General features: G+C 50.2%; 22 protein-coding genes and 1 pseudogene. 16 read left to right on the plus strand and 7 right to left on the minus strand.

Annotated features, from left to right (window positions below):
• The first annotated feature begins 49 nt into the window (after positions 1-49).
• From ACTHTA_RS02030 to cysS, 15 genes are all read left to right on the plus strand, one after another.
• A complete protein-coding gene (locus ACTHTA_RS02030; protein WP_440364046.1) occupies positions 50-937 on the plus strand; it encodes a hypothetical protein in 888 nt (295 codons plus the stop codon).
• Between the two features lie 223 nt (positions 938-1,160).
• Positions 1,161-1,961: an ABC transporter ATP-binding protein gene (locus ACTHTA_RS02035; protein WP_308886962.1), complete on the plus strand. Its 801-nt coding sequence runs from the start codon at positions 1,161-1,163 to the stop codon at positions 1,959-1,961.
• 65 nt (positions 1,962-2,026) lie between these two features.
• Complete coding sequence (gene mlaE, locus ACTHTA_RS02040) at positions 2,027-2,803, plus strand: lipid asymmetry maintenance ABC transporter permease subunit MlaE (RefSeq protein ID WP_003683792.1); 777 nt, start codon at positions 2,027-2,029, stop codon at positions 2,801-2,803.
• A 49-nt stretch (positions 2,804-2,852) separates the two neighbouring features.
• Positions 2,853-3,347 carry an outer membrane lipid asymmetry maintenance protein MlaD gene (gene mlaD, locus ACTHTA_RS02045; protein WP_003681819.1) on the plus strand — a complete coding sequence of 165 codons (495 nt, stop codon included), beginning with the start codon at positions 2,853-2,855 and terminating at the stop codon, positions 3,345-3,347.
• A 32-nt stretch (positions 3,348-3,379) separates the two neighbouring features.
• Entirely contained in the window at positions 3,380-3,970 is a 591-nt protein-coding gene (locus tag ACTHTA_RS02050; RefSeq protein WP_070843294.1) for an MlaC/ttg2D family ABC transporter substrate-binding protein, read from the plus strand.
• A 63-nt stretch (positions 3,971-4,033) separates the two neighbouring features.
• A complete protein-coding gene (locus tag ACTHTA_RS02055; RefSeq protein WP_254347241.1) occupies positions 4,034-4,312 on the plus strand; it encodes an STAS domain-containing protein in 279 nt (92 codons plus the stop codon).
• Positions 4,309-5,133 carry an MlaA family lipoprotein gene (locus ACTHTA_RS02060; protein WP_070837115.1) on the plus strand — a complete coding sequence of 275 codons (825 nt, stop codon included), beginning with the start codon at positions 4,309-4,311 and terminating at the stop codon, positions 5,131-5,133. The genes ACTHTA_RS02055 and ACTHTA_RS02060 overlap by 4 nt, the downstream gene beginning before the upstream one ends.
• 114 nt (positions 5,134-5,247) lie before the next feature.
• A complete protein-coding gene (locus tag ACTHTA_RS02065; protein ID WP_003681812.1) occupies positions 5,248-5,610 on the plus strand; it encodes a hypothetical protein in 363 nt (120 codons plus the stop codon).
• Positions 5,610-5,993, plus strand: coding sequence for an acyl-CoA thioesterase (locus ACTHTA_RS02070; RefSeq protein ID WP_440364047.1), 384 nt, complete (start codon positions 5,610-5,612; stop codon positions 5,991-5,993). The genes ACTHTA_RS02065 and ACTHTA_RS02070 overlap by 1 nt, the downstream gene beginning before the upstream one ends.
• Positions 5,990-6,478, plus strand: coding sequence for a peroxiredoxin family protein (locus tag ACTHTA_RS02075; RefSeq protein WP_440364048.1), 489 nt, complete (start codon positions 5,990-5,992; stop codon positions 6,476-6,478). The genes ACTHTA_RS02070 and ACTHTA_RS02075 overlap by 4 nt, the downstream gene beginning before the upstream one ends.
• Positions 6,479-6,621: 143 nt before the next feature.
• Complete coding sequence (gene obgE / locus ACTHTA_RS02080) at positions 6,622-7,776, plus strand: GTPase ObgE (protein WP_440364049.1); 1,155 nt, start codon at positions 6,622-6,624, stop codon at positions 7,774-7,776.
• Between the two features lie 160 nt (positions 7,777-7,936).
• Positions 7,937-8,746, plus strand: a complete 810-nt coding sequence (locus ACTHTA_RS02085) for a Dam family site-specific DNA-(adenine-N6)-methyltransferase (protein ID WP_049350931.1) — start codon at positions 7,937-7,939, stop codon at positions 8,744-8,746.
• Positions 8,739-9,554: a DNA-methyltransferase gene (locus ACTHTA_RS02090; RefSeq protein ID WP_107993949.1), complete on the plus strand. Its 816-nt coding sequence runs from the start codon at positions 8,739-8,741 to the stop codon at positions 9,552-9,554. Before ACTHTA_RS02085 ends, ACTHTA_RS02090 begins: the two co-directional genes overlap by 8 nt.
• Positions 9,544-10,176: a MutH/Sau3AI family endonuclease gene (locus tag ACTHTA_RS02095; RefSeq protein ID WP_079454083.1), complete on the plus strand. Its 633-nt coding sequence runs from the start codon at positions 9,544-9,546 to the stop codon at positions 10,174-10,176. The genes ACTHTA_RS02090 and ACTHTA_RS02095 overlap by 11 nt, the downstream gene beginning before the upstream one ends.
• 2 nt (positions 10,177-10,178) lie before the next feature.
• Positions 10,179-11,600, plus strand: a complete 1,422-nt coding sequence (gene cysS / locus ACTHTA_RS02100) for a cysteine--tRNA ligase (RefSeq protein ID WP_308886953.1) — start codon at positions 10,179-10,181, stop codon at positions 11,598-11,600.
• 110 nt (positions 11,601-11,710) lie between these two features.
• Here the strand turns inward: cysS and ACTHTA_RS02105 are convergent, their stop codons facing one another.
• Entirely contained in the window at positions 11,711-12,316 is a 606-nt protein-coding gene (locus tag ACTHTA_RS02105; RefSeq protein ID WP_308886952.1) for a nitroreductase family protein, read from the minus strand.
• A gap of 15 nt (positions 12,317-12,331) precedes the next feature.
• Positions 12,332-12,727 (minus strand): DoxX family protein, encoded by a 396-nt coding sequence (locus ACTHTA_RS02110; protein WP_070632706.1) that lies wholly within the window; start codon positions 12,725-12,727, stop codon positions 12,332-12,334.
• Between the two features lie 128 nt (positions 12,728-12,855).
• Here ACTHTA_RS02110 and ACTHTA_RS02115 point away from each other — a divergent pair, with 128 nt between their 5' ends.
• Positions 12,856-13,746: a LysR family transcriptional regulator gene (locus tag ACTHTA_RS02115; protein ID WP_308886950.1), complete on the plus strand. Its 891-nt coding sequence runs from the start codon at positions 12,856-12,858 to the stop codon at positions 13,744-13,746.
• Positions 13,747-13,803: 57 nt separating this feature from the next.
• Here the strand turns inward: ACTHTA_RS02115 and ACTHTA_RS02120 are convergent, their stop codons facing one another.
• The 5 genes and pseudogenes from ACTHTA_RS02120 to ACTHTA_RS02140 all read right to left on the minus strand — a co-directional run.
• Positions 13,804-14,145, minus strand: coding sequence for a hypothetical protein (locus ACTHTA_RS02120; RefSeq protein ID WP_308886949.1), 342 nt, complete (start codon positions 14,143-14,145; stop codon positions 13,804-13,806).
• Positions 14,146-14,345: 200 nt separating this feature from the next.
• Complete coding sequence (locus ACTHTA_RS02125; RefSeq protein WP_308886948.1) at positions 14,346-16,619, minus strand: Tex family protein; 2,274 nt, start codon at positions 16,617-16,619, stop codon at positions 14,346-14,348.
• 52 nt (positions 16,620-16,671) lie between these two features.
• Positions 16,672-17,787, minus strand: coding sequence for a hypothetical protein (locus ACTHTA_RS02130; RefSeq protein ID WP_308886947.1), 1,116 nt, complete (start codon positions 17,785-17,787; stop codon positions 16,672-16,674).
• 152 nt (positions 17,788-17,939) lie between these two features.
• Complete coding sequence (locus ACTHTA_RS02135) at positions 17,940-18,152, minus strand: surface lipoprotein assembly modifier (RefSeq protein ID WP_308886946.1); 213 nt, start codon at positions 18,150-18,152, stop codon at positions 17,940-17,942.
• 46 nt (positions 18,153-18,198) lie between these two features.
• Positions 18,199-18,298, minus strand: a pseudogene (locus tag ACTHTA_RS02140) (IS481 family transposase); the annotation flags it as partial.

Below are 18,298 nucleotides of genomic sequence, written 5' to 3' on the forward strand. Positions count from 1 at the left end.
TTAACACCGCTTCCCGTACAATGGCCCTTTTCCCTTATCTGCCAAAAATATGAAACCCAACCGCCTTTTGCCCCTCGTCCTCTTATTGACCGCCCTCTCCGCCCATGCCAAAGACTTCATCATCTACGACCGCATGGACTACGTCGGCAAACCCGATCTGACTGCCGACAAACTCTCCAAAGTGTTCTTGGTTTACGAAAGCGAGCTGGTCAAACCCGATCCGACGGGCAAACGCAAACACGGCGTACTCAACGAAGAGCGTATCCGCGAATTGGCCAAACAATCGCGCCGCGAAGGCTACCGCACCATTTCTACCGACATCGAAAGCTGGTTTGCCGAAAAAGACGGCCAACTGCTGACACCCGATGAATTGAAAACCGACTTCGCGCGGATGTACCAAATCTTCAGAGAAGAAAACCCGCGCGCCGTCATCAGCAACTACGGCATGCCTTCCGAACACCTGCACGGCATCCGCCACTACCGCCCCAACGTTGACAACGAAGCCATCTTGGCCAAATGGCGGCAAGTCAGCAAACGCCGTGCGCCCACTGCCGCCATCAGCGACTATGCCAATCCTGTGTTCTACATCACTTCCCTCGATTTGGTGCAATGGGAAAAAGACGTGAAAACCGCCGTTGACGACATCCATCAACGCTTTCCCAACAAAAAAATCATCGGCTACATCTGGCCGCAATATTATTCGGCCACCAACAGCCCTTATTTCAAACAGTTCATTGATCCCGTCCGCTGGCGCCAAATGCTCGAAATCAGCAAAAAATACACCGACGGCGTGATTATCTGGTCAGACAAGCGCGATGAAAACAACCAAATCGTGCGTTGGAACGATCCGCGCATCCAAGCCACGATGAAAGCGACTCAAGCCTTCATCAATGCCAATACCAAAGAAATCAAGGTGGAAGGTTTGCAGAAATATTAAAAACAAGGCGGGCATGTTTTCCCGCCTCTTTATATACCTACACATCTGTCTGTATGTTTGACACAACACGCGACAAAACGACCGTACCACCAATGCTTCTGCATTCTTTCACACGTTTTTACCCGTTATTCCTACGCGCAGGCCGTCTGAAAATTGCCCGAATATCCAATACCCTTTACAATACACGTAATTAAAATACATTTTTTGATACCCCCTCTCCTGCATGAGTTCCACACCCTTCATCGAAATGAAAGACGTTGCCTTCGCATATGGTGACCGTCCTATTCTAAACAACATCAACTTCAGCATTCCACAAGGCAATTTCGCCGCCGTAATGGGTGGTTCGGGCAGCGGTAAAACCACGCTGATGCGCCTGATTACGGGTCAAATTCACCCGCAATCGGGCAAAGTGCTGATTGAAGGGCGAGATTTGTCCGCATTTTCGGCGCAGGAGCTGTACGAACACCGCCGCCGCATGGGTGTTTTGTTCCAACACGGCGCATTGTTCACCGACTTATCCGTCTTCGACAACATCGCTTTCCCCATGCGCGAGCTGACAGATTTGCCCGAAGCGGTCATCCGCGATTTGGTGGTGTTGAAACTGAATGCAGTCGGTTTGCGTGGTGTTGAAAACCTGATGCCTTCCGAGCTTTCCGGCGGTATGTCACGCCGTGTCGCCCTTGCACGTACGATTGCGCTCGACCCTGAAATCATGTTGTATGACGAGCCTTTCACCGGCCTCGACCCGATTTCGTTGGGCGTTATCGCCCACCTCATCAGCCGTGCCAACAAAGCCCTGCGCTCCACCAGCGTAATGGTAACGCACGACATCGAAAAATCACTGGAAATCGTCGATCAAGTCATTTTCTTGGCACACGGCGAAATCATGTTCTCCGGCTCGCCCGAAGAAATGCGCGAACTCGACTCGCCTTGGGTGCGCCAGTTTGTCGGCGGCTTGGCAGACGGTCCTGTCGCCTACCGCTATCCGGCGCAAACGACTTTAAAACAAGACTTGCTGGGCTGATGTTCAGACGGCCTGAAACTTAAACAAGGCCGTCTGAAAACCATTTAACCAATCAACTGAAACCTATGAATTTTATCCGTTCCGTCGGGGCAAAAACCCTCGGCTTCATCCAATCGCTGGGCAGCATTACGCTGTTTTTCCTGCAGATCCTGGCCAAATCAGGTACGGCGTTTGCCCGTCCGCGCCTGAGCATCCGCCAGGTTTACTTTGCAGGCGTGTTGTCTGTCCTGATTGTTGCTGTGTCCGGCCTGTTTGTCGGCATGGTGTTAGGCTTACAAGGCTATACGCAGCTGGCAAAATTCAAATCCGCCGATATTTTAGGCTATATGGTTGCCGCTTCCCTATTGCGCGAATTGGGTCCCGTATTGGCGGCCATTCTGTTTGCCAGCAGCGCAGGCGGTGCCATGACCAGCGAAATCGGCTTGATGAAAACCACCGAGCAGCTTGAAGCAATGAACGTGATGGCAGTCGACCCTGTGGCACGCGTGGTTGCGCCGCGCTTTTGGGCGGGCGTGTTTTCCATGCCTTTGCTGGCTTCGATTTTCAACGTTGCCGGTATTTACGGCGCGTATTTGGTCGGCGTCGAATGGCTGGGTTTGGACGGCGGTATTTTCTGGTCGCAAATGCAAAACAACATTACCTTCCATTACGACGTACTCAACGGCTTAATCAAATCCGCCGCTTTCGGCGTAGCCGTTACGCTGATCGCCGTACATCAGGGCTTCCACTGCGTACCGACTTCCGAAGGTATTTTGCGCGCCAGTACACGCACCGTAGTGTCTTCCGCCCTGACCATCCTCGCTGTCGACTTCATGTTGACCGCATGGATGTTTACCGACTAAAGGCCCTCTGAAACGACACTTAAAAAGAATGAAACAAGGACAATAGCACATGAAAAAAAATGCTTTGGAATTTTGGGTAGGACTGTTTGTCTTACTGGGCGCGGCCGCTATCGGCTTTCTCGCCTTCCGCGCCGCCGGCGGACAATCGTTCGGCAAATCATCACAAACCTACACCGTCTATGCCGATTTCAGCGACATCGGCGGCTTGAAAACCAATGCTCCGGTCAAATCTGCAGGCGTACTGGTGGGCCGCGTTGCCTCCATTCAGCTCGACCCTAAATCCTATCAGGCAAAAGTCGCCCTCAATCTGGACAGTCAATATCAGTTCAGCAGCGACGTTTCCGCACAAATCCTGACTTCAGGCTTGTTGGGCGAACAATACATCGGCCTGCAACAAGGCGGCGATACTGATTCTTTGGCGGCAGGCGACACCATTACCGTCACCAGCTCCGCCATGGTTTTGGAAAACCTTATCGGCAAATTCATGACCAGCTTTGCCGAAAAAAACGCAGACAGTGAATCTGCCGGTCAAAATGAACAATAAACACATATCAACCCAATATTCAGGACACTCCCATGAAAAAAACTTCCTTCATCAGCGCATTGAGCATCGGCGTATTGAGCATCAGCATGGCATTTGCCTCTCCTGCCGACGCAGTCAACCAAGTACGTGAAAATTCCGTTCAAGTGCTGAAAATCCTCAACAGCGGCGACGCCAACACCGCACGCCAAAAAGCTGAAGCCTACGCCATCCCTTACTTCGACTTCCAACGCATGACCGCTTTGGCCGTCGGCAACCCATGGCGTACTGCGACTGACGCACAAAAACAAGCGTTGACCAAAGAGTTCCAAACCCTGCTGATCCGCACCTACTCCGGCACCATGCTGAAATTCAAAAACGCCAAGGTCAACATCAAAGACAACCCAGTCGTAAACAAAGGCGGTAAAGAAGTCGTTGTCCGCGCCGAAATCAACGTTTCCGGCCAAAAACCGGTCAACATGGACTTCACCACCTACCAAAGCGGCAGCAAATACCGCGCATACAATGTCGCAGTCGAAGGCGCAAGCCTGGTTACCGTATACCGCAACCAATTCGGCGAAACCATCAAAGCCAAAGGTATCGACGGCCTGATTGCCGACTTGAAAGCCAAAAACGGCGGTAAATAATCCACCCCCGCACCATGCCGCCTAATGTTCAGACGGCATGGTGCCTTACATCATAAAGACACCATGCAAACAGAAATCCGCAACGGCACGCTCTACATCAGCGGCGACGTTACCGTCAAAACCCTGACTGCCTCCGCCTTTGCGCGCTACGAACAGCAATGCCGTCTGAAAGAAACAGACAGCATAGACTTCAGCCAAGTAGGCAAAGCAGATTCAGCCTGCGTTTCCCTGCTGCTCAACGCTCTGCGCCGGACAGACAAAAAACCGACCATTCAAAATATTCCCGATTCCGTCTGCGCACTGGCCGAACTTTACGAAATCAAAGACTGGTTGCAATCATGAAAAAAACCACCGCTTCCCTCTGCCTCCTCATCAGCATAGCCTCCGCTCCCGCACTGGCCGAACGCAATCCGGCCGACCCTTACGAAGGCTACAACCGTACCGTTTCCAAGTTCAACGACAAAGCAGACAAATACGTCCTTTCCCCTGTCGCACGCGGTTATCGCAAAATAACGCCCAAACCGGTGCGTACCGGCGTGAGCAACTTCTTCAACAACCTGCGCGATGTCGTCAGCTTCGGCAGCAATGTACTGCGCCTTGACGTCAAACGCGCCAGCGAAGACCTCGTCCGCGTCGGCATCAACACCACCTTCGGCCTTGGCGGTTTAATCGACGTAGCCGGTGCAGGCGGTGTGCCCAGCAATAAAAACACCCTCGGCGATACCTTCGCCTCATGGGGCTGGAAAAACAGCAACTACTTCGTTGTCCCCCTACTCGGCCCGTCTACCGTACGCGATACCGTCGGCAACGCCGTCACCACCGTCTATCCGGTTAAAAATGCCGTCTTCCACACCAGAGCAGGACGCTGGGGCACAACCGGCCAGCAAGCCATCAACACCCGCGAAGAGCTCCTCGACCTGACCGACAGCCTCGAAGGTGCAGCCATCGACAAATACAGCTACACACGCGACCTTTACATGAAAGTCCGCACCCAACAAACCGGCGGCACGCTCCCTCAAAACGAAGACGACAACATCGACATCGATGACTTGGTGGACAGCAACACCACTTCCGAACCGGTAGCACCCCAATCCGCTCCGGCAGAAATCCCCGATACAGCCAATCCCCAAACCCTGTATCAAACACCATCAGAAAATCCCTGATTGTTCCCAAAAATAAAGGCCGTCTGAAATTCAGACGGCCTTTATCCCCCAAAAGATAGCCAGTCCCCCACCTTTGCTATATCATTCAACTATACAGAAACCAAGGAAAACACCATGTACGAAGTCAACCGCAGCGTCTTCCTGCTTATCCCCCTCGATCCATTTTGGAACTGGCTGAAATCCCTGCCCGGCAATCACCTAGACGGCCTGACACTGGAAGACATTCAAGCCGATGCCAATTCCTACCTCGTTCGCCCATGCGAAACTGCCGACGAAGTATGGGACGAAATCGAAGCGCGTTTTGAAGATATTTTTGCTGCCGAATTGGCCGACTGGTGCGAAGACGAAAGCGAATGGCCGGATTTGGATGCCGACATTTTCAACGAATGGTTCGATATCCAACTCTCCACCGTGATTACCGACCTCGAACACGAACCAATCGCACGCGAAGAGTTCCAACCCATCAATCTCAACTGATGAAACTGACCGTCCGCAACTACCACCTTGACGGCTACGGCCACGTCAACAATGCACGCTATCTCGAATTTCTCGAAGAAGCGCGCTGGACGTTTTTTCAAGAGCATGACCTTCTGTCCGAACTCAAAGGCATCATGCTCGTTGTTGCACGCGTTGACATCCGCTATCGCCGCCCGTCGCTTGAAGGCGATGTCTTGACCTTTACAGGCCGTCTGAAAGACATCGGCACACGCCACATCATCCTCAGCCAAACCGCGACCCTGCCCAACGGCAAAGCCGCCATCGAAGCCGAAGTGACCCTTATGCCCGTCAGCAGCGAAAGCGGCCGTAGCATCAGCATTCCCAAAACCTTAGCACACGCCATTCAAAACCTCGAATCATGAAAAAAATACTCACACTCCTTGCCATTGCCACGATTGGTGCGCTCCTTGCCTTCGTCCTTATCCCCAGCAACAAAGCCGCCCCTGATTTCGCCCTGCCCGACCTGCAAGGCAAAACCATTACCAATGCCGATTTGAAAGACAAAGTTACCCTCATTAACTTCTGGTTTCCCTCCTGCCCCGGCTGCGTGAGCGAAATGCCTAAAATCATCAAAACCGCCCAAGACTATCAAGGCAAAAACTTCCAAGTCCTCGGCATTGCCCAGCCCATCGACCCTATCGAAAGCGTCCATCAGTACGTCAAAGAATACGGCCTTCCCTTCACCGTCATGTACGATACCGACAAAACTGCCGCAAAAGCCTTTGGCACACAGGTTTACCCGACTTCCGTTCTGATCGACAAAAACGGAAACATCCTCAAAACCTACGTTGGCGAACCCAATTTCACCCAACTCTATCAAGAAATCGACCAAGCCCTCGCCCAATAAATCCAAGGCCGTCTGAAACCACATTTCAGACGGCCTAAAACCGAAATATCCTTTATAATAAGCAACATTTTATCCGTTCAGACACCAAGCTCCTCTATTAACAAAGGTCGTCTGAAACAACCGAATACCCATAAGAGAACACCATGAAATTCATCGACGAAGCAAAAATCGAAGTCGCCGCAGGCAAAGGCGGTAATGGCGCAACCAGTTTCCGCCGCGAAAAATTCGTACCCCGCGGCGGCCCTGACGGCGGCGACGGCGGCAAAGGCGGCAGCGTTTGGGCAGAAGCCGACGAAAACACCAACACCCTCGTCGAATACCGCTTCGTCAAACGCTACCAAGCCAAAAACGGCGAAAAAGGCCACGGCTCCGACCGCTACGGCGCAGGGGCGGACGACATCGTCCTCAAAATGCCCGTCGGCACCCTCATCCGCGACCTCGACACTGACGAAATCGTCGCCGACCTCACTTATCACGGACAGCGCGTCTGCCTCGCCAAAGGCGGCAAAGGCGGCTTGGGCAACATCCACTTCAAATCGTCCGTCAACCGCGCGCCCAAACAATCCACGCCCGGCGAAGAAGGCGAAACCCGTTCCCTGCAACTCGAGCTTAAAGTCCTCGCCGACGTCGGCTTGTTAGGCATGCCCAACGCCGGCAAATCCACCCTGATTACCGCCGTATCCGCCGCACGCCCCAAAATCGCCAACTACCCCTTCACCACCCTGCATCCAAACTTGGGCGTCGTACGCATCGACGAAAACCACAGCTTCGTCATGGCCGACATCCCCGGCCTGATTGAAGGTGCAGCAGAAGGCGCAGGTCTCGGCCACCGCTTCCTCAAACACTTATCGCGCACTGGCCTGCTGTTGCACGTCGTCGATTTGGCCCCCTTCGACGAAACCGTCAACCCCGCCGAAGAAGCCCTTGCCATCATCAACGAATTGCGCAAATACGACGAAGAACTCTACGACAAACCGCGCTGGCTGGTGCTGAACAAACTCGACATGCTCGACGAAGAAGAAGCCCAAGCACGCACCGCTGCCTTCCTCGAAGCCATCGGCTGGGATTACCCCAAACCAGACGACCGCTTCCAATTCGATATGGAAACCCCGCGCCTCTTCCAAATCAGCGCCCTGACCCACCAAGGCACGCATGAATTGGTACACCAAATCAACCAATACCTGACCGAGAAAAAACGCATCGAAGCCGAGAAGGCCGAAGCGGAGCAGGAAGCGGCAAATGTCGAAATTATCGAACAGCAGCCTAAAACGGACACAGGTGTATTTAAGCCGGAGTAAAAAATTTCAGACGGCCTATTGATGACGTAAAAGGCCGTCTGAAATTCAACAAAGTATTCTTAGAAAGAATCGTAACTACCACGAACAAGCTAATCGTCTACGGGCGATTATTAAGTAACCAAATATGATATAGCCGCTTACGGGCGGCTATGAGCAAGATATGTCCAAACCCTTTCTGAAATGGGCTGGAGGGAAGTATAAACTTGTCCCCTTTATTGAAACCCACATCCCCACAAAAAAACGAAAACGCCTGATTGAACCGTTTTCAGGCTCTGCTGCCTTATCACTGTCTTTGGATTTTGAGAGGTATTTGCTCAATGACATTAATACTGACTTGATTGTTCTGTTTTCAAACTTAAAAACAGAAAAACATAGTTTTATCGACTACGCACATTCTTTCTTTATCCCTGAAAATAATAACGAAAAAAAATATTATGACTTACGTGACAGATTTAACCACAGTACTGACACCATTGAGCGCGCAGCTCTGTTTGTTTATCTGAACCGCCATGCCTTCAACGGATTGTGCCGTTACAACAGCAAAGGCTGTTTCAACGTACCGTTCGGACGCTACAAATCTCCTTATTTTCCCGAAACCGAAATGCAGGCTTTTGTACAGAAATCCGAACGGATAGATTTGACCTGCAGCGATTTCCAGACGGCATTAGATGCAGCGGAAGATGGCGACACCATTTATTGCGACCCACCTTATGCACCTTTGAGCGAAACCTCGTCCTTTACCTCCTACTCCAAAAGCGGTTTCGATTTGGACGAACAAAAACGCTTGGCAGAAACTGCCAAACAAACAGCACGGCGGGCGCACGGTATTCTAATTTCCAATCACGATACCACATTTACCCGTGAGATTTACCGTGGTGCTGTTATTAAAACAGTCGAAGTTCAACGCAGTATTGCCGCCAAAGGAAGCAGTAGGAAAAAAGTCGGAGAATTACTAGCAATTTATGAGTGAATTTAACAAACTATCGGAAGAAGTAGCACATTATGGACGCAGTCTGAAAAAACTGATTTCAGACGACTCCATTATTTATAACGAAGACTCTCTTCATGTGATGCGCCGTATCTTGGACAAACACTCGGATGGCTGTTTTGATATGATTTTTGCCGATCCTCCTTATTTTTTATCCAATGATGGCTTTACCTGCCAAAACGGGCAAATGGTTTCCGTCAATAAAGGTAGTTGGGATAAATCTAAAGGCATGGCGGCGGATTTAGTTTTTTACGAAGAATGGCTGCGCTTATGCTATGCCTTGCTAAAACCGAACGGCACGATTTGGGTATGTGGCACATTTCATAATATTTATCTGATCGGCTACTTGATGCAGACCATCGGGTATCATATTCTGAACAATATTACCTGGGAAAAACCTAATCCCCCACCTAATTTGTCCTGCCGATTTTTTACCCATTCCACCGAAACACTGTTATGGGCAAAGAAAGATAAGAAGGCAAAGCATATTTTCCATTACGACATGATGAAAATACAAAACAATGGCAAACAGATGAAAAGTGTCTGGGTGTTCCCGCCACCAAACAAAACGGAAAAAACGTTCGGTAAACACCCAACGCAAAAACCGCTAGCATTGCTAGAGCGCTGTATATTAGCTGCATCTAATGTTGGCGATTTGATTTTCGACCCATTTATGGGCAGTGGAACAACAGGCGTTGCTGCTATAAAAAATGGACGGAAATTTTGCGGATGTGAGATGAAGCAAAATTTTTTTGAATTGGCAGAGAAAAGGATAACTAATGGAACGTAGAGAGGCTATTGTGAAAATGCAGGATTTACTTGGAAAGAACCTACATGATTTAGCAAGAGAATATAATGTTACTGTCTATGCTCCATCAGGAAAAGTTAATAAAGGTTGGGCGGGACATGTAGTAGAACGTTTTTTGGAGTTGCCGTTAAATTCTGCCCAATCACCCAACTTCGGTTCATGGGAATTAAAATCTATCCCAATAAAAACCCTAAGAAATGGTAGATTAGCATTCAAAGAAACGATGGCTATTACTATGATTGATCCTGTCAATGTTTGTCAGAAAGAATTTGAAGATAGCCACTTACTATCGAAATTAAAAAAAGCAGTCGTTGTTGCAAGAACTGTTGGGAGAACTGTTGATGACCCTAGTTTTGTTTATGATATTGTCGAATTTGATTTGAATGAAGGTTCTGATTTATATGAATCAGTAAAAGCTGATTACAATTTAGTACGTCAGACCATTCTAGACCCAAATAAAGGATTTAATTTCCTGACAGGCAAGATGGGTATATATATCCAACCAAGAACAAAAGGATCAGGGCATGGTTCTACATCCAGAGCATTTTATGCTCGTCCTTCATTTTTGGCTAAATTCATTAATTTAAATAGTACAGAAAATTAAACATGACCACCATCTACAACACCCTTACCCGCCAAAAAGAACCCTTCACCCCCATCGATCCAAAAAACGTGCGCATGTACGTTTGCGGCATGACTGTTTACGACTATTGCCACTTGGGGCACGCCCGTGTGATGGTTGTGTTCGACATGATTGCCCGCTGGTTGCGCGAGTGCGGCTATCCGCTCACTTATGTGCGCAATATCACTGACATCGACGACAAAATCATTGCCCGCGCGGCTGAAAACGGCGAGACCATCGGCGAACTGACTGCGCGTTTCATCCAAGCCATGCACGAAGATGCCGATGCTCTGGGCGTATTGCGTCCCGACATCGAGCCGAAGGCAACGGAAAACATTCCGCAAATGATTGCCATGATTGAAACCCTGATTCAAAACGGCAAGGCATATCCTGCCGCAAACGGCGACGTTTACTACGCCGTGCGCGAGTTTTCCGCTTACGGCCAATTATCGGGCAAATCGTTGGACGACCTGCGCGCAGGCGAGCGTGTGGAAGTGGACGGTTTCAAACGCGATCCACTTGATTTTGTATTGTGGAAAGCCGCCAAAGCAGGCGAACCGGCATGGGAAAGCCCTTGGGGCAACGGCCGTCCGGGTTGGCATATTGAATGCTCCGCCATGAGTGAAAACCTGTTCGGCGATACTTTCGATATTCACGGCGGCGGCGCGGACTTGCAGTTCCCGCACCATGAAAATGAAATCGCCCAAAGCGTCGGTGCCAGCGGTCATACCTGCGGCCACGACCACGCGCAAACCCACCACGGTCAAAGCATCGCCAGCCACGTCAAATACTGGCTGCACAACGGCTTCATCCGTGTGGACGGCGAAAAAATGTCCAAATCGCTGGGCAACTTCTTCACCATCCGCGAAGTGTTGAAACAATATGACCCGGAAGTCGTGCGTTTCTTCATCCTGCGTGCCCACTACCGCAGCCCGTTGAATTACTCCGACGCACACTTGGACGATGCCAAAGGCGCGCTGACACGCCTATACACTACCTTGAAAAACACACCTGCCGTTGCGTTCGAATTGTCCGAAAATGCCAACGACTACACCCGCCGCTTCTACGCCGCCATGAACGACGATTTCGGTACGGTTGAGGCCGTTGCCGTGTTGTTCGAACTGGCAGGAGAAGTGAACAAAACTAATGACGCACACCTTGCCGGCTGCCTGAAAGCCTTGTGCGGCATCATCGGCCTGCTGCAACGCGATCCGACCGAGTTCCTGCAAGGCGGGGCGGTTTTAGACGGCCTCTCCAACGAAGAAATCGAAGACTTAATCGCACGGCGCAAACAAGCGCGCGCGGATAAAAACTGGGCAGAGTCCGACCGCATCCGCGACCTTCTGAACGAACACAAAATCATTCTGGAAGACAACGCCGGCGGTACGACTTGGCGCCGCGGTTGATTTCATGGCATAGATAAAAGGCCGTCTGAAACTGTTTTCAGACGGCCTTTTATTTTGCTATTTCAAAAAGGGCGCAAACATCGCGCCCTTTATGTAAAACATCATTTCATTTATGCGCCGAATACTTTCAGACGGCCTTCGATTGGTTGGAAGGCTTTTTCGCCGGCTGGAGCCGCGATACCGCCGATCACCATTTGCGCACGCAACAACCAGCTTTCCGGCAGGTTCCATTCTTTGGCAATGGCCGCATCAGGCAGCGGATTGTAGTGTTGCAGATTGGCGCCGATACCGGCAGCCGCCAATGTTGTCCAAACAGCATACTGAACCATGGCATTGGCCTGATCCGCCCAGATCGGGAAGTTGGCCGCATAAGATGGGAACTGCTCTTGCAAGCCTTTGACAACATCTTGATCTTCAAAGAACAAAACTGTCGCCGCGCCTGCTTTAAACAAGTTCAGTTTTTGTACAGTTGCTTCAAACTGCTCGGCAGGAACAACCGCACGCAACGCTTCTTCGACAAAATGCCACACTTTGGCATGTTCTTCGCCAAACAATACGACCACTCGGGCAGATTGCGAATTGAAAGAAGACGGCGTATGCAAAACGGCGTGTTCGATGATTTTGGTTACTTCCTCATTAGACAGAGGCAGGGTATTGTTCAATGCATAGATAGAACGACGGGTTTCAGCAGCTTGTTGCAAAACAGAATAAGTCATGATCTTTTCCTTAAATTAATCTTTATCTTTACCAAAAACGTTATCCAACGCCCACGCTCCGCCGCCGGCTACTGCCAGATACAGGAACACGAAACAGAACAAAACGGCAGATTCGCCATGGTTGGCCAATGGAAACAAAACATTACCGGAAGACGCGTGTGCCATAAAATAGGCGGCAGCCATCTGACCGGACAAAATAAACGCGGCCGGACGGGTGAACAGGCCCAATATCAATAAGATACCGCCGACAATTTCCAAAATACCAGCCACCAGCATCAAGCCTTCAGGTGCGCCGCCCATGGACATCGGAAAACTGAAAAACTTGGCTGTGCCATGCAGCAAAAACAGATACGCCGCAACAATACGCAAGACAGACAATACAACCGGTTGGAATGATTTGAGGGCTGACATCTTAATAATCCTTATTTTAATGGCTACCTGAAAGAGGTAGGGAGCAATTTCAATAAGTGCAGTATAGATAATTCCCAGTAAGAGATATATACTAAAATTATTGATACAACGTTTCCTAATAAGAAATCATGGATACCCTATTCAGCCTAAAAGTTTTCCGCCAAGTTGTTCAAAGCGGTAGTTTTACCCGTGCCGCCGATCAGCTCGACATCTCCACCGCCATGGCCAGCAAACACGTCAGCCATCTGGAAAACACCATTCAAGCCAAGCTCTTACACCGCAACAGCCGCAACCTCCATCTGACCGAAGCAGGCGAAGAATACTACCGCCAATGCAGCTACGCGCTGGATACCTTGGACACCGCCGCCCAAAAAGCGGCTGGCGGTGCCGACACGCCGCAAGGTATGTTGCGCGTTACCATGCCCCTGTGGTTTGCAGGCGGCAATATGAGCGCATGGTTGGCAGAATACCGCCAGCGTTATCCCAAAGTCACGCTCGACCTCGTCCTCGACAACCGCCATATCGACCTCATCGCCGAAGGCTTCGACCTCGCCTTGCGCGTTTCCAAAACCCCCTCCCCTTCGCTGATCGTCAAACCGCTGGCCAAAATCGAGTTCGTTCTGCTTGCCGCCCCCGACTATCTTGCCCGACACGGCACACCCGATACACCCGAAGCCGTCATGCAGCACCAAGCCATCCTGCCTTCCTATACCAGTCAACAAGACTGGGAAATTACCCACCGCGCTACCGCAGAAAAAGCCATTCTCCACCTCTCCTCGGTTATCCGCAGCGACAACACACTGATGATCCGTGAGCTGATTAAATCAGGTGCAGGCATAGGCTATCAGCCCCTTTGGGCGGTTCAGCAGGAATTGAAGGACGGCACATTGATCCAACTCCTGCCCGATTACACCATCTGGACAGACCAACTGAACGCCACTTATGTCGACAGGGCCTTTCTCAGCGCGAAAGTGCGCAGCTTTATCGACTTTCTCAATGAAAAAATATCGGAAGGATAAACATCAAGGCCGTCTGAAACACTTTTCAGACAGCCTTTAATCAAAGCAACAATCCAATCAATAATTGGTCGAGCAGAACTGTTCGCGTTTGTCCGCATCGGCGGCATAGCATGTCAAACCCATGCCTGACGCATTGCTGTTGTTCGCTTTCGCACCCGGTTTCTTGTTCACCAAAACCTTACCGTTTTTTCCGATTTCAACGGTTACGCCTTTGCCGTTTTTCAGCTTCCATTTCAACACTTGCGCATCGGCACTTTGGCATTTGCTGACCGTACAACCGCCTTCTGTCGCGACGTTGCCGTTTTTATAAATCACGCACTGCTGCTGGCTGTCGGTACAGACCGCATATGCAGCAACGGAGAAACAGGAAATCAGCGCGGCAAACAAAACAGGTTTCATGGTTTGAACTCCTAAGGTTGTGATGATGGGTTTGTGATATTTGGAACTATACGCTTGTTTGCATGTACCTACTACAAAATGTATCGGTAACATTCAACGGGCGCAGCACTATATCCATTCCACCAATTATCTAATTCGCCCCATACGATAAAGGCCGTCTGAACATCACTTTTCAGACGGCCTTCAATTGGTTTTCTACCTTACCGCTTCAACTTCGCAAACGCATCCGCCATTGCTGAATTGGTTGGGGCACGCTCGTTGCGTTGGGGTTTACGGTCGTGGCGTTCTTGATGTCGGGTTTCAGACAGCCTGTTGCCTTTGGTTGCTCCGCCCGCCTCGTCATCCAGTCGCATGGTCAGCGCGATGCGTTTTCTGGCGGCATCGACTTCCAGCACTTTCACTTTCACCACGTCGCCGGCTTTCACCACTTCGCGCGGGTCTTGGACGAATTTATTGGACAGGGCGGAGATGTGTACCAAGCCGTCCTGATGGACGCCGATGTCCACGAACGCGCCGAAGTTGGCGACGTTGGAAACCACGCCTTCGAGTATCATGCCAACTTGCAAGTCGCTGATTTCGTGGATGCCTTCGGCAAATGAGGCTGTCTGAAACTCGCCGCGCGGGTCGCGGCCGGGTTTTTCCAGCTCGGACAGGATGTCCAGAATGGTCGGCAGGCCGAAGCGTTCGTCGGTGAAGTCGGACGCTTTGATTTGCTTCACACGCTCGCGGTTGCCGATGAGTTCGGCGGCGGTAATGCCTTGTTGCGCCAGCATTTTGGCGACGACGGGATAGGCTTCGGGGTGGACGGCGCTCGCGTCCAGCGGCTCTTTGCCGCCGTTAATCCGCAAAAAGCCCGCCGCCTGCTCGAAGGTTTTTTCGCCCAAACGCGGTACTTTCAGCAATTTTTTGCGGCTGTCGAACGCGCCGTTTTCATCGCGGTAGGCGACGATGTTTTGGGCAAGGGTTTGATTTAAACCGGAAATCCGCGCCAAGAGCGGGGCGGAGGCGGTATTCACGTCCACGCCGACGGCGTTCACGCAGTCTTCGACCACCGCGTCCAGCGATTTGGCGAGCTGGCTTTGGTTCACGTCGTGCTGATACTGGCCCACGCCGATGGATTTGGGGTCGATTTTGACCAACTCGGCAAGCGGGTCTTGCAGCCTGCGGGCAATGGACACCGCGCCGCGCAGGGAAACGTCCAAGTCGGGGAACTCGCGCGCCGCCAGTTCGGACGCGGAATAAATCGACGCGCCGGCTTCGGAAACGACGATTTTGTGCAGGCTGCTTTCAGGCATTCCGCGCACCAGTTCACCCGCGATTTTGTCGGTTTCACGGCTGGCGGTGCCGTTGCCGATGGCGATGAGCTTCACGCCATGCTGCTTAATCAGGCGCGACAGCGTTGCCAACATATTGTTTTCTTGATGCAAATAGACGATGACGGTATCCAGCAGCTTGCCTGTGTCGTCCACCACGGCGCATTTCACGCCGTTGCGGTAGCCGGGGTCGAGACCCAGCGTGGTCAGCCGTCCGGCGGGCGCGGCGAGCAGCAAGTCTTTGAGATTGCGGGCGAACACGGTAATCGCGTCGGTGTCGGCGGCTTCTTTCAGACGGCCTAAGGCTTCGAGTTCCAGCGACAAAAAGATTTTCGCGCGCCAAGTCAGGCGCACGGTGTCGCGCAGCCATTTGTGGCCGTCTGAAACCTTGAAACGGCGGGCGATGATTTGCTCGTATTCGCTTTGCTGCGTAATCGGCGTGTCGTCGGGCTGGTATTTGAGCGCGATGTTCAATATGCCTTCGTTGCGGCCGCGCAAAACCGCCAGCGCGCGGTGGCTCGGCATGGTGCGGATGGGTTCGCGGTGGTCGAAATAATCGCTGAATTTTTCGCCTTCGTTTTCTTTGCCTTCAACGACTTGCGCGTGGATTTCGGCTTCGTTCCACAGCTTGTCGCGCAGCGTGCCGATGAGTTCCGCGTCTTCGGCAAACTGCTCCATCAGAATCGCGCGCGCGCCGTCCAGCGCGGCTTTGGTGTCGGGAACGTTTTCGTTCAGGTAGCCTTGCGCGGCAGCTTCCACGTCCTGCGGCTGCTCGGCAAGCAACACGTCCGCCAGCGGCTGTAAACCGTGTTCGCGCGCGATTTGCGCTTTGGTGCGGCGTTTCGGTTTGTAGGGCAGATACAGGTCTTCCAGCGCGGTTTTGTTGTCGGCGGCTTCGATTTGCGCCCTGAGGTCGTCTGAAAGCTTACCTTGCTCTTCAATGCTTTTTAAAACAACGGCTTTGCGCTCTTCCAACTCGCGCAGGTATTGCAGCCGCTCGGCAAGCTGGCGCAGCTGCGTATCGTCCAGCCCGCCTGTGGCTTCTTTACGGTAGCGGGCGATAAACGGCACGGTTGCACCGTCGTCCAAAAGCTCGACGGCGGCAGTGATTTGCGCGGCGGTAGCGGAGAGTTCTTGAGAGAGGATTTGGGTGATGTTCATGGGGGTCCTTTTGATGGGTGCAGGCTGCTTTTGGAGGTGGGCTACCTGAAAATTATTGTTTGAACTGTTTGATTAGACTATTTAATTGTTCCAAGCCGTCAAATGTGCTGGGGATTTTTTCATCACTAGATAAGATGCTGCTAAAAATCAGATTTTCAAATTTATCTAGCGCATCTTTATCATTGGTTTTGATTTCTTTGGCATATTCGGCATAGCTTTGGATAAATTGGCAAAGCGACAGCCGCAAATCTAGCTGCATGATTTGGGTTTGCACAGTACGGTAATGAAATAAGACAACGCGAAAGAAATAGATTAAAACCAATTCCAAACCCGCACTTATTGCGATTTGCTGCCAAGTTAAATTAGCACCTCCATCAGAAAGAAATTTATATGCCGGGATTGCTGAAATAATTACTGCAATAAGAAATAAAAGCTGTAAAATCGATTCCTTACTTTCTTTTTTTTCATTAAGCATTCTGCTGAATCCATCAGATAAGGCAACAAAATTAAAACCCTGCTCTAGATTTTTCAATGTATCACTTAACTGTTCGACTTTTTTCAGTTTCTCATCAACACTTTTCTGCATTTCCTCGCCAAAACTTTTCTGTATTTTGTTTGATGTTTCTTTTAAAGTAATGGACTGTTGCTCAATTTTTTTTATATTTTCTTCATAGTTTAAGAATGCTTGAAATGATTTATTTCCTAAATAATCGTTGAGCAGCATAAGCGAATAGTCGTTTTGTATGTAATTTAATTGAGATCTCTTGTTGGAGGGAATGTCATCATTTGTTAATGATTTAAACCAATCCCAAATCCTTTCATACGTATTATCATCGTTCCAAAGCTTTTGTTTGTACTGACGCTTCATTGTCAATTCAGCTTCTCGTAAGAATCTAATTGACATTAGGAATATATCATCTAATATTTCTGAATCCCAATTATTTTCTAAAAAGTTTAATCTTTTTTCAAAAGATTCACCTATATAATGATAATTAAATGGGCAGATTGATAGCCAACAATCATCTGATTGGGATATTTCTTCTAATATAATTTGAGTGTAATGAATCTTATGATATTCAATACTGTCTCTCGATTCTCTTTCTTTTTTCATCTTAAGAAGATTAACTGCTTTTTCTAATAAATCCTTATTTATTCCTTTATCCATCATAAACCTTTCATGTTGTGTTTATATTTTCAGGTATCCTATATTACCGTTTCAACACTTCCAATTCGGCAATATCTTTCGTCTGCCGCTTAATATTTCCAACCTGCAACCCTGTTGATTTTACTGTAACCGACAAAGTGCAGGCTGCTTTTTCATCAGAACTGCTTGAATATATCCAAAAACACGCGGTGGTTGTTATAGCGGTAATAGAAATGGTTGCTGTGGATGTGCGACCAGGTCCAGTTCAGGCGCGGGGTGAAGCCTTTCCAGGAGAGGCGGCTGTGCGACAGCGACAGGCGGGTGAAGTATTCGGTGTCGCGGCGCTGAATATTGAAGATGTCGGGGCCGCGGTAGTTTCTGCGCTGCACGCTGATGTTGAGCGATGTGGCTAGGTGTAGAAAATAACCGCGTTGTTTACACCACAGGTTGAGAAAAATAAGCCTGCAAGACCTCAAACGGCGTATCGCCGTTCAAACTGCGGTGCGGCTTCACAGTGTTATAGAAATTAACAAAG

This window comes from Neisseria sp. P0013.S005 (assembly GCF_051958425.1).
Taxonomy (GTDB): Bacteria; Pseudomonadota; Gammaproteobacteria; order Burkholderiales; family Neisseriaceae; genus Neisseria; species Neisseria subflava.

Bases quoted from the DNA above. Each gene is read 5' to 3' on its own strand.
- mlaE (WP_003683792.1), top strand. From the start codon at position 2,027: ATGAATTTTATCCGTTCCGTCGGGGCAAAAACCCTCGGCTTCATCCAA.
- ACTHTA_RS02030 (WP_440364046.1), top strand. From the start codon at position 50: ATGAAACCCAACCGCCTTTTGCCCCTCGTCCTCTTATTGACCGCCCTC.
- ACTHTA_RS02130 (WP_308886947.1), bottom strand. From the start codon at position 17,787: ATGATGGATAAAGGAATAAATAAGGATTTATTAGAAAAAGCAGTTAAT.
- ACTHTA_RS02060 (WP_070837115.1), top strand. From the start codon at position 4,309: ATGAAAAAAACCACCGCTTCCCTCTGCCTCCTCATCAGCATAGCCTCC.
- ACTHTA_RS02035 (WP_308886962.1), top strand. From the start codon at position 1,161: ATGAGTTCCACACCCTTCATCGAAATGAAAGACGTTGCCTTCGCATAT.
- ACTHTA_RS02075 (WP_440364048.1), top strand. From the start codon at position 5,990: ATGAAAAAAATACTCACACTCCTTGCCATTGCCACGATTGGTGCGCTC.
- ACTHTA_RS02090 (WP_107993949.1), top strand. From the start codon at position 8,739: ATGAGTGAATTTAACAAACTATCGGAAGAAGTAGCACATTATGGACGC.
- mlaD (WP_003681819.1), top strand. From the start codon at position 2,853: ATGAAAAAAAATGCTTTGGAATTTTGGGTAGGACTGTTTGTCTTACTG.
- ACTHTA_RS02070 (WP_440364047.1), top strand. From the start codon at position 5,610: ATGAAACTGACCGTCCGCAACTACCACCTTGACGGCTACGGCCACGTC.
- ACTHTA_RS02120 (WP_308886949.1), bottom strand. From the start codon at position 14,145: ATGAAACCTGTTTTGTTTGCCGCGCTGATTTCCTGTTTCTCCGTTGCT.
- ACTHTA_RS02110 (WP_070632706.1), bottom strand. From the start codon at position 12,727: ATGTCAGCCCTCAAATCATTCCAACCGGTTGTATTGTCTGTCTTGCGT.
- ACTHTA_RS02095 (WP_079454083.1), top strand. From the start codon at position 9,544: ATGGAACGTAGAGAGGCTATTGTGAAAATGCAGGATTTACTTGGAAAG.
- cysS (WP_308886953.1), top strand. From the start codon at position 10,179: ATGACCACCATCTACAACACCCTTACCCGCCAAAAAGAACCCTTCACC.
- ACTHTA_RS02050 (WP_070843294.1), top strand. From the start codon at position 3,380: ATGAAAAAAACTTCCTTCATCAGCGCATTGAGCATCGGCGTATTGAGC.
- ACTHTA_RS02115 (WP_308886950.1), top strand. From the start codon at position 12,856: ATGGATACCCTATTCAGCCTAAAAGTTTTCCGCCAAGTTGTTCAAAGC.
- ACTHTA_RS02085 (WP_049350931.1), top strand. From the start codon at position 7,937: ATGTCCAAACCCTTTCTGAAATGGGCTGGAGGGAAGTATAAACTTGTC.
- ACTHTA_RS02125 (WP_308886948.1), bottom strand. From the start codon at position 16,619: ATGAACATCACCCAAATCCTCTCTCAAGAACTCTCCGCTACCGCCGCG.
- obgE (WP_440364049.1), top strand. From the start codon at position 6,622: ATGAAATTCATCGACGAAGCAAAAATCGAAGTCGCCGCAGGCAAAGGC.
- ACTHTA_RS02055 (WP_254347241.1), top strand. From the start codon at position 4,034: ATGCAAACAGAAATCCGCAACGGCACGCTCTACATCAGCGGCGACGTT.
- ACTHTA_RS02065 (WP_003681812.1), top strand. From the start codon at position 5,248: ATGTACGAAGTCAACCGCAGCGTCTTCCTGCTTATCCCCCTCGATCCA.
- ACTHTA_RS02105 (WP_308886952.1), bottom strand. From the start codon at position 12,316: ATGACTTATTCTGTTTTGCAACAAGCTGCTGAAACCCGTCGTTCTATC.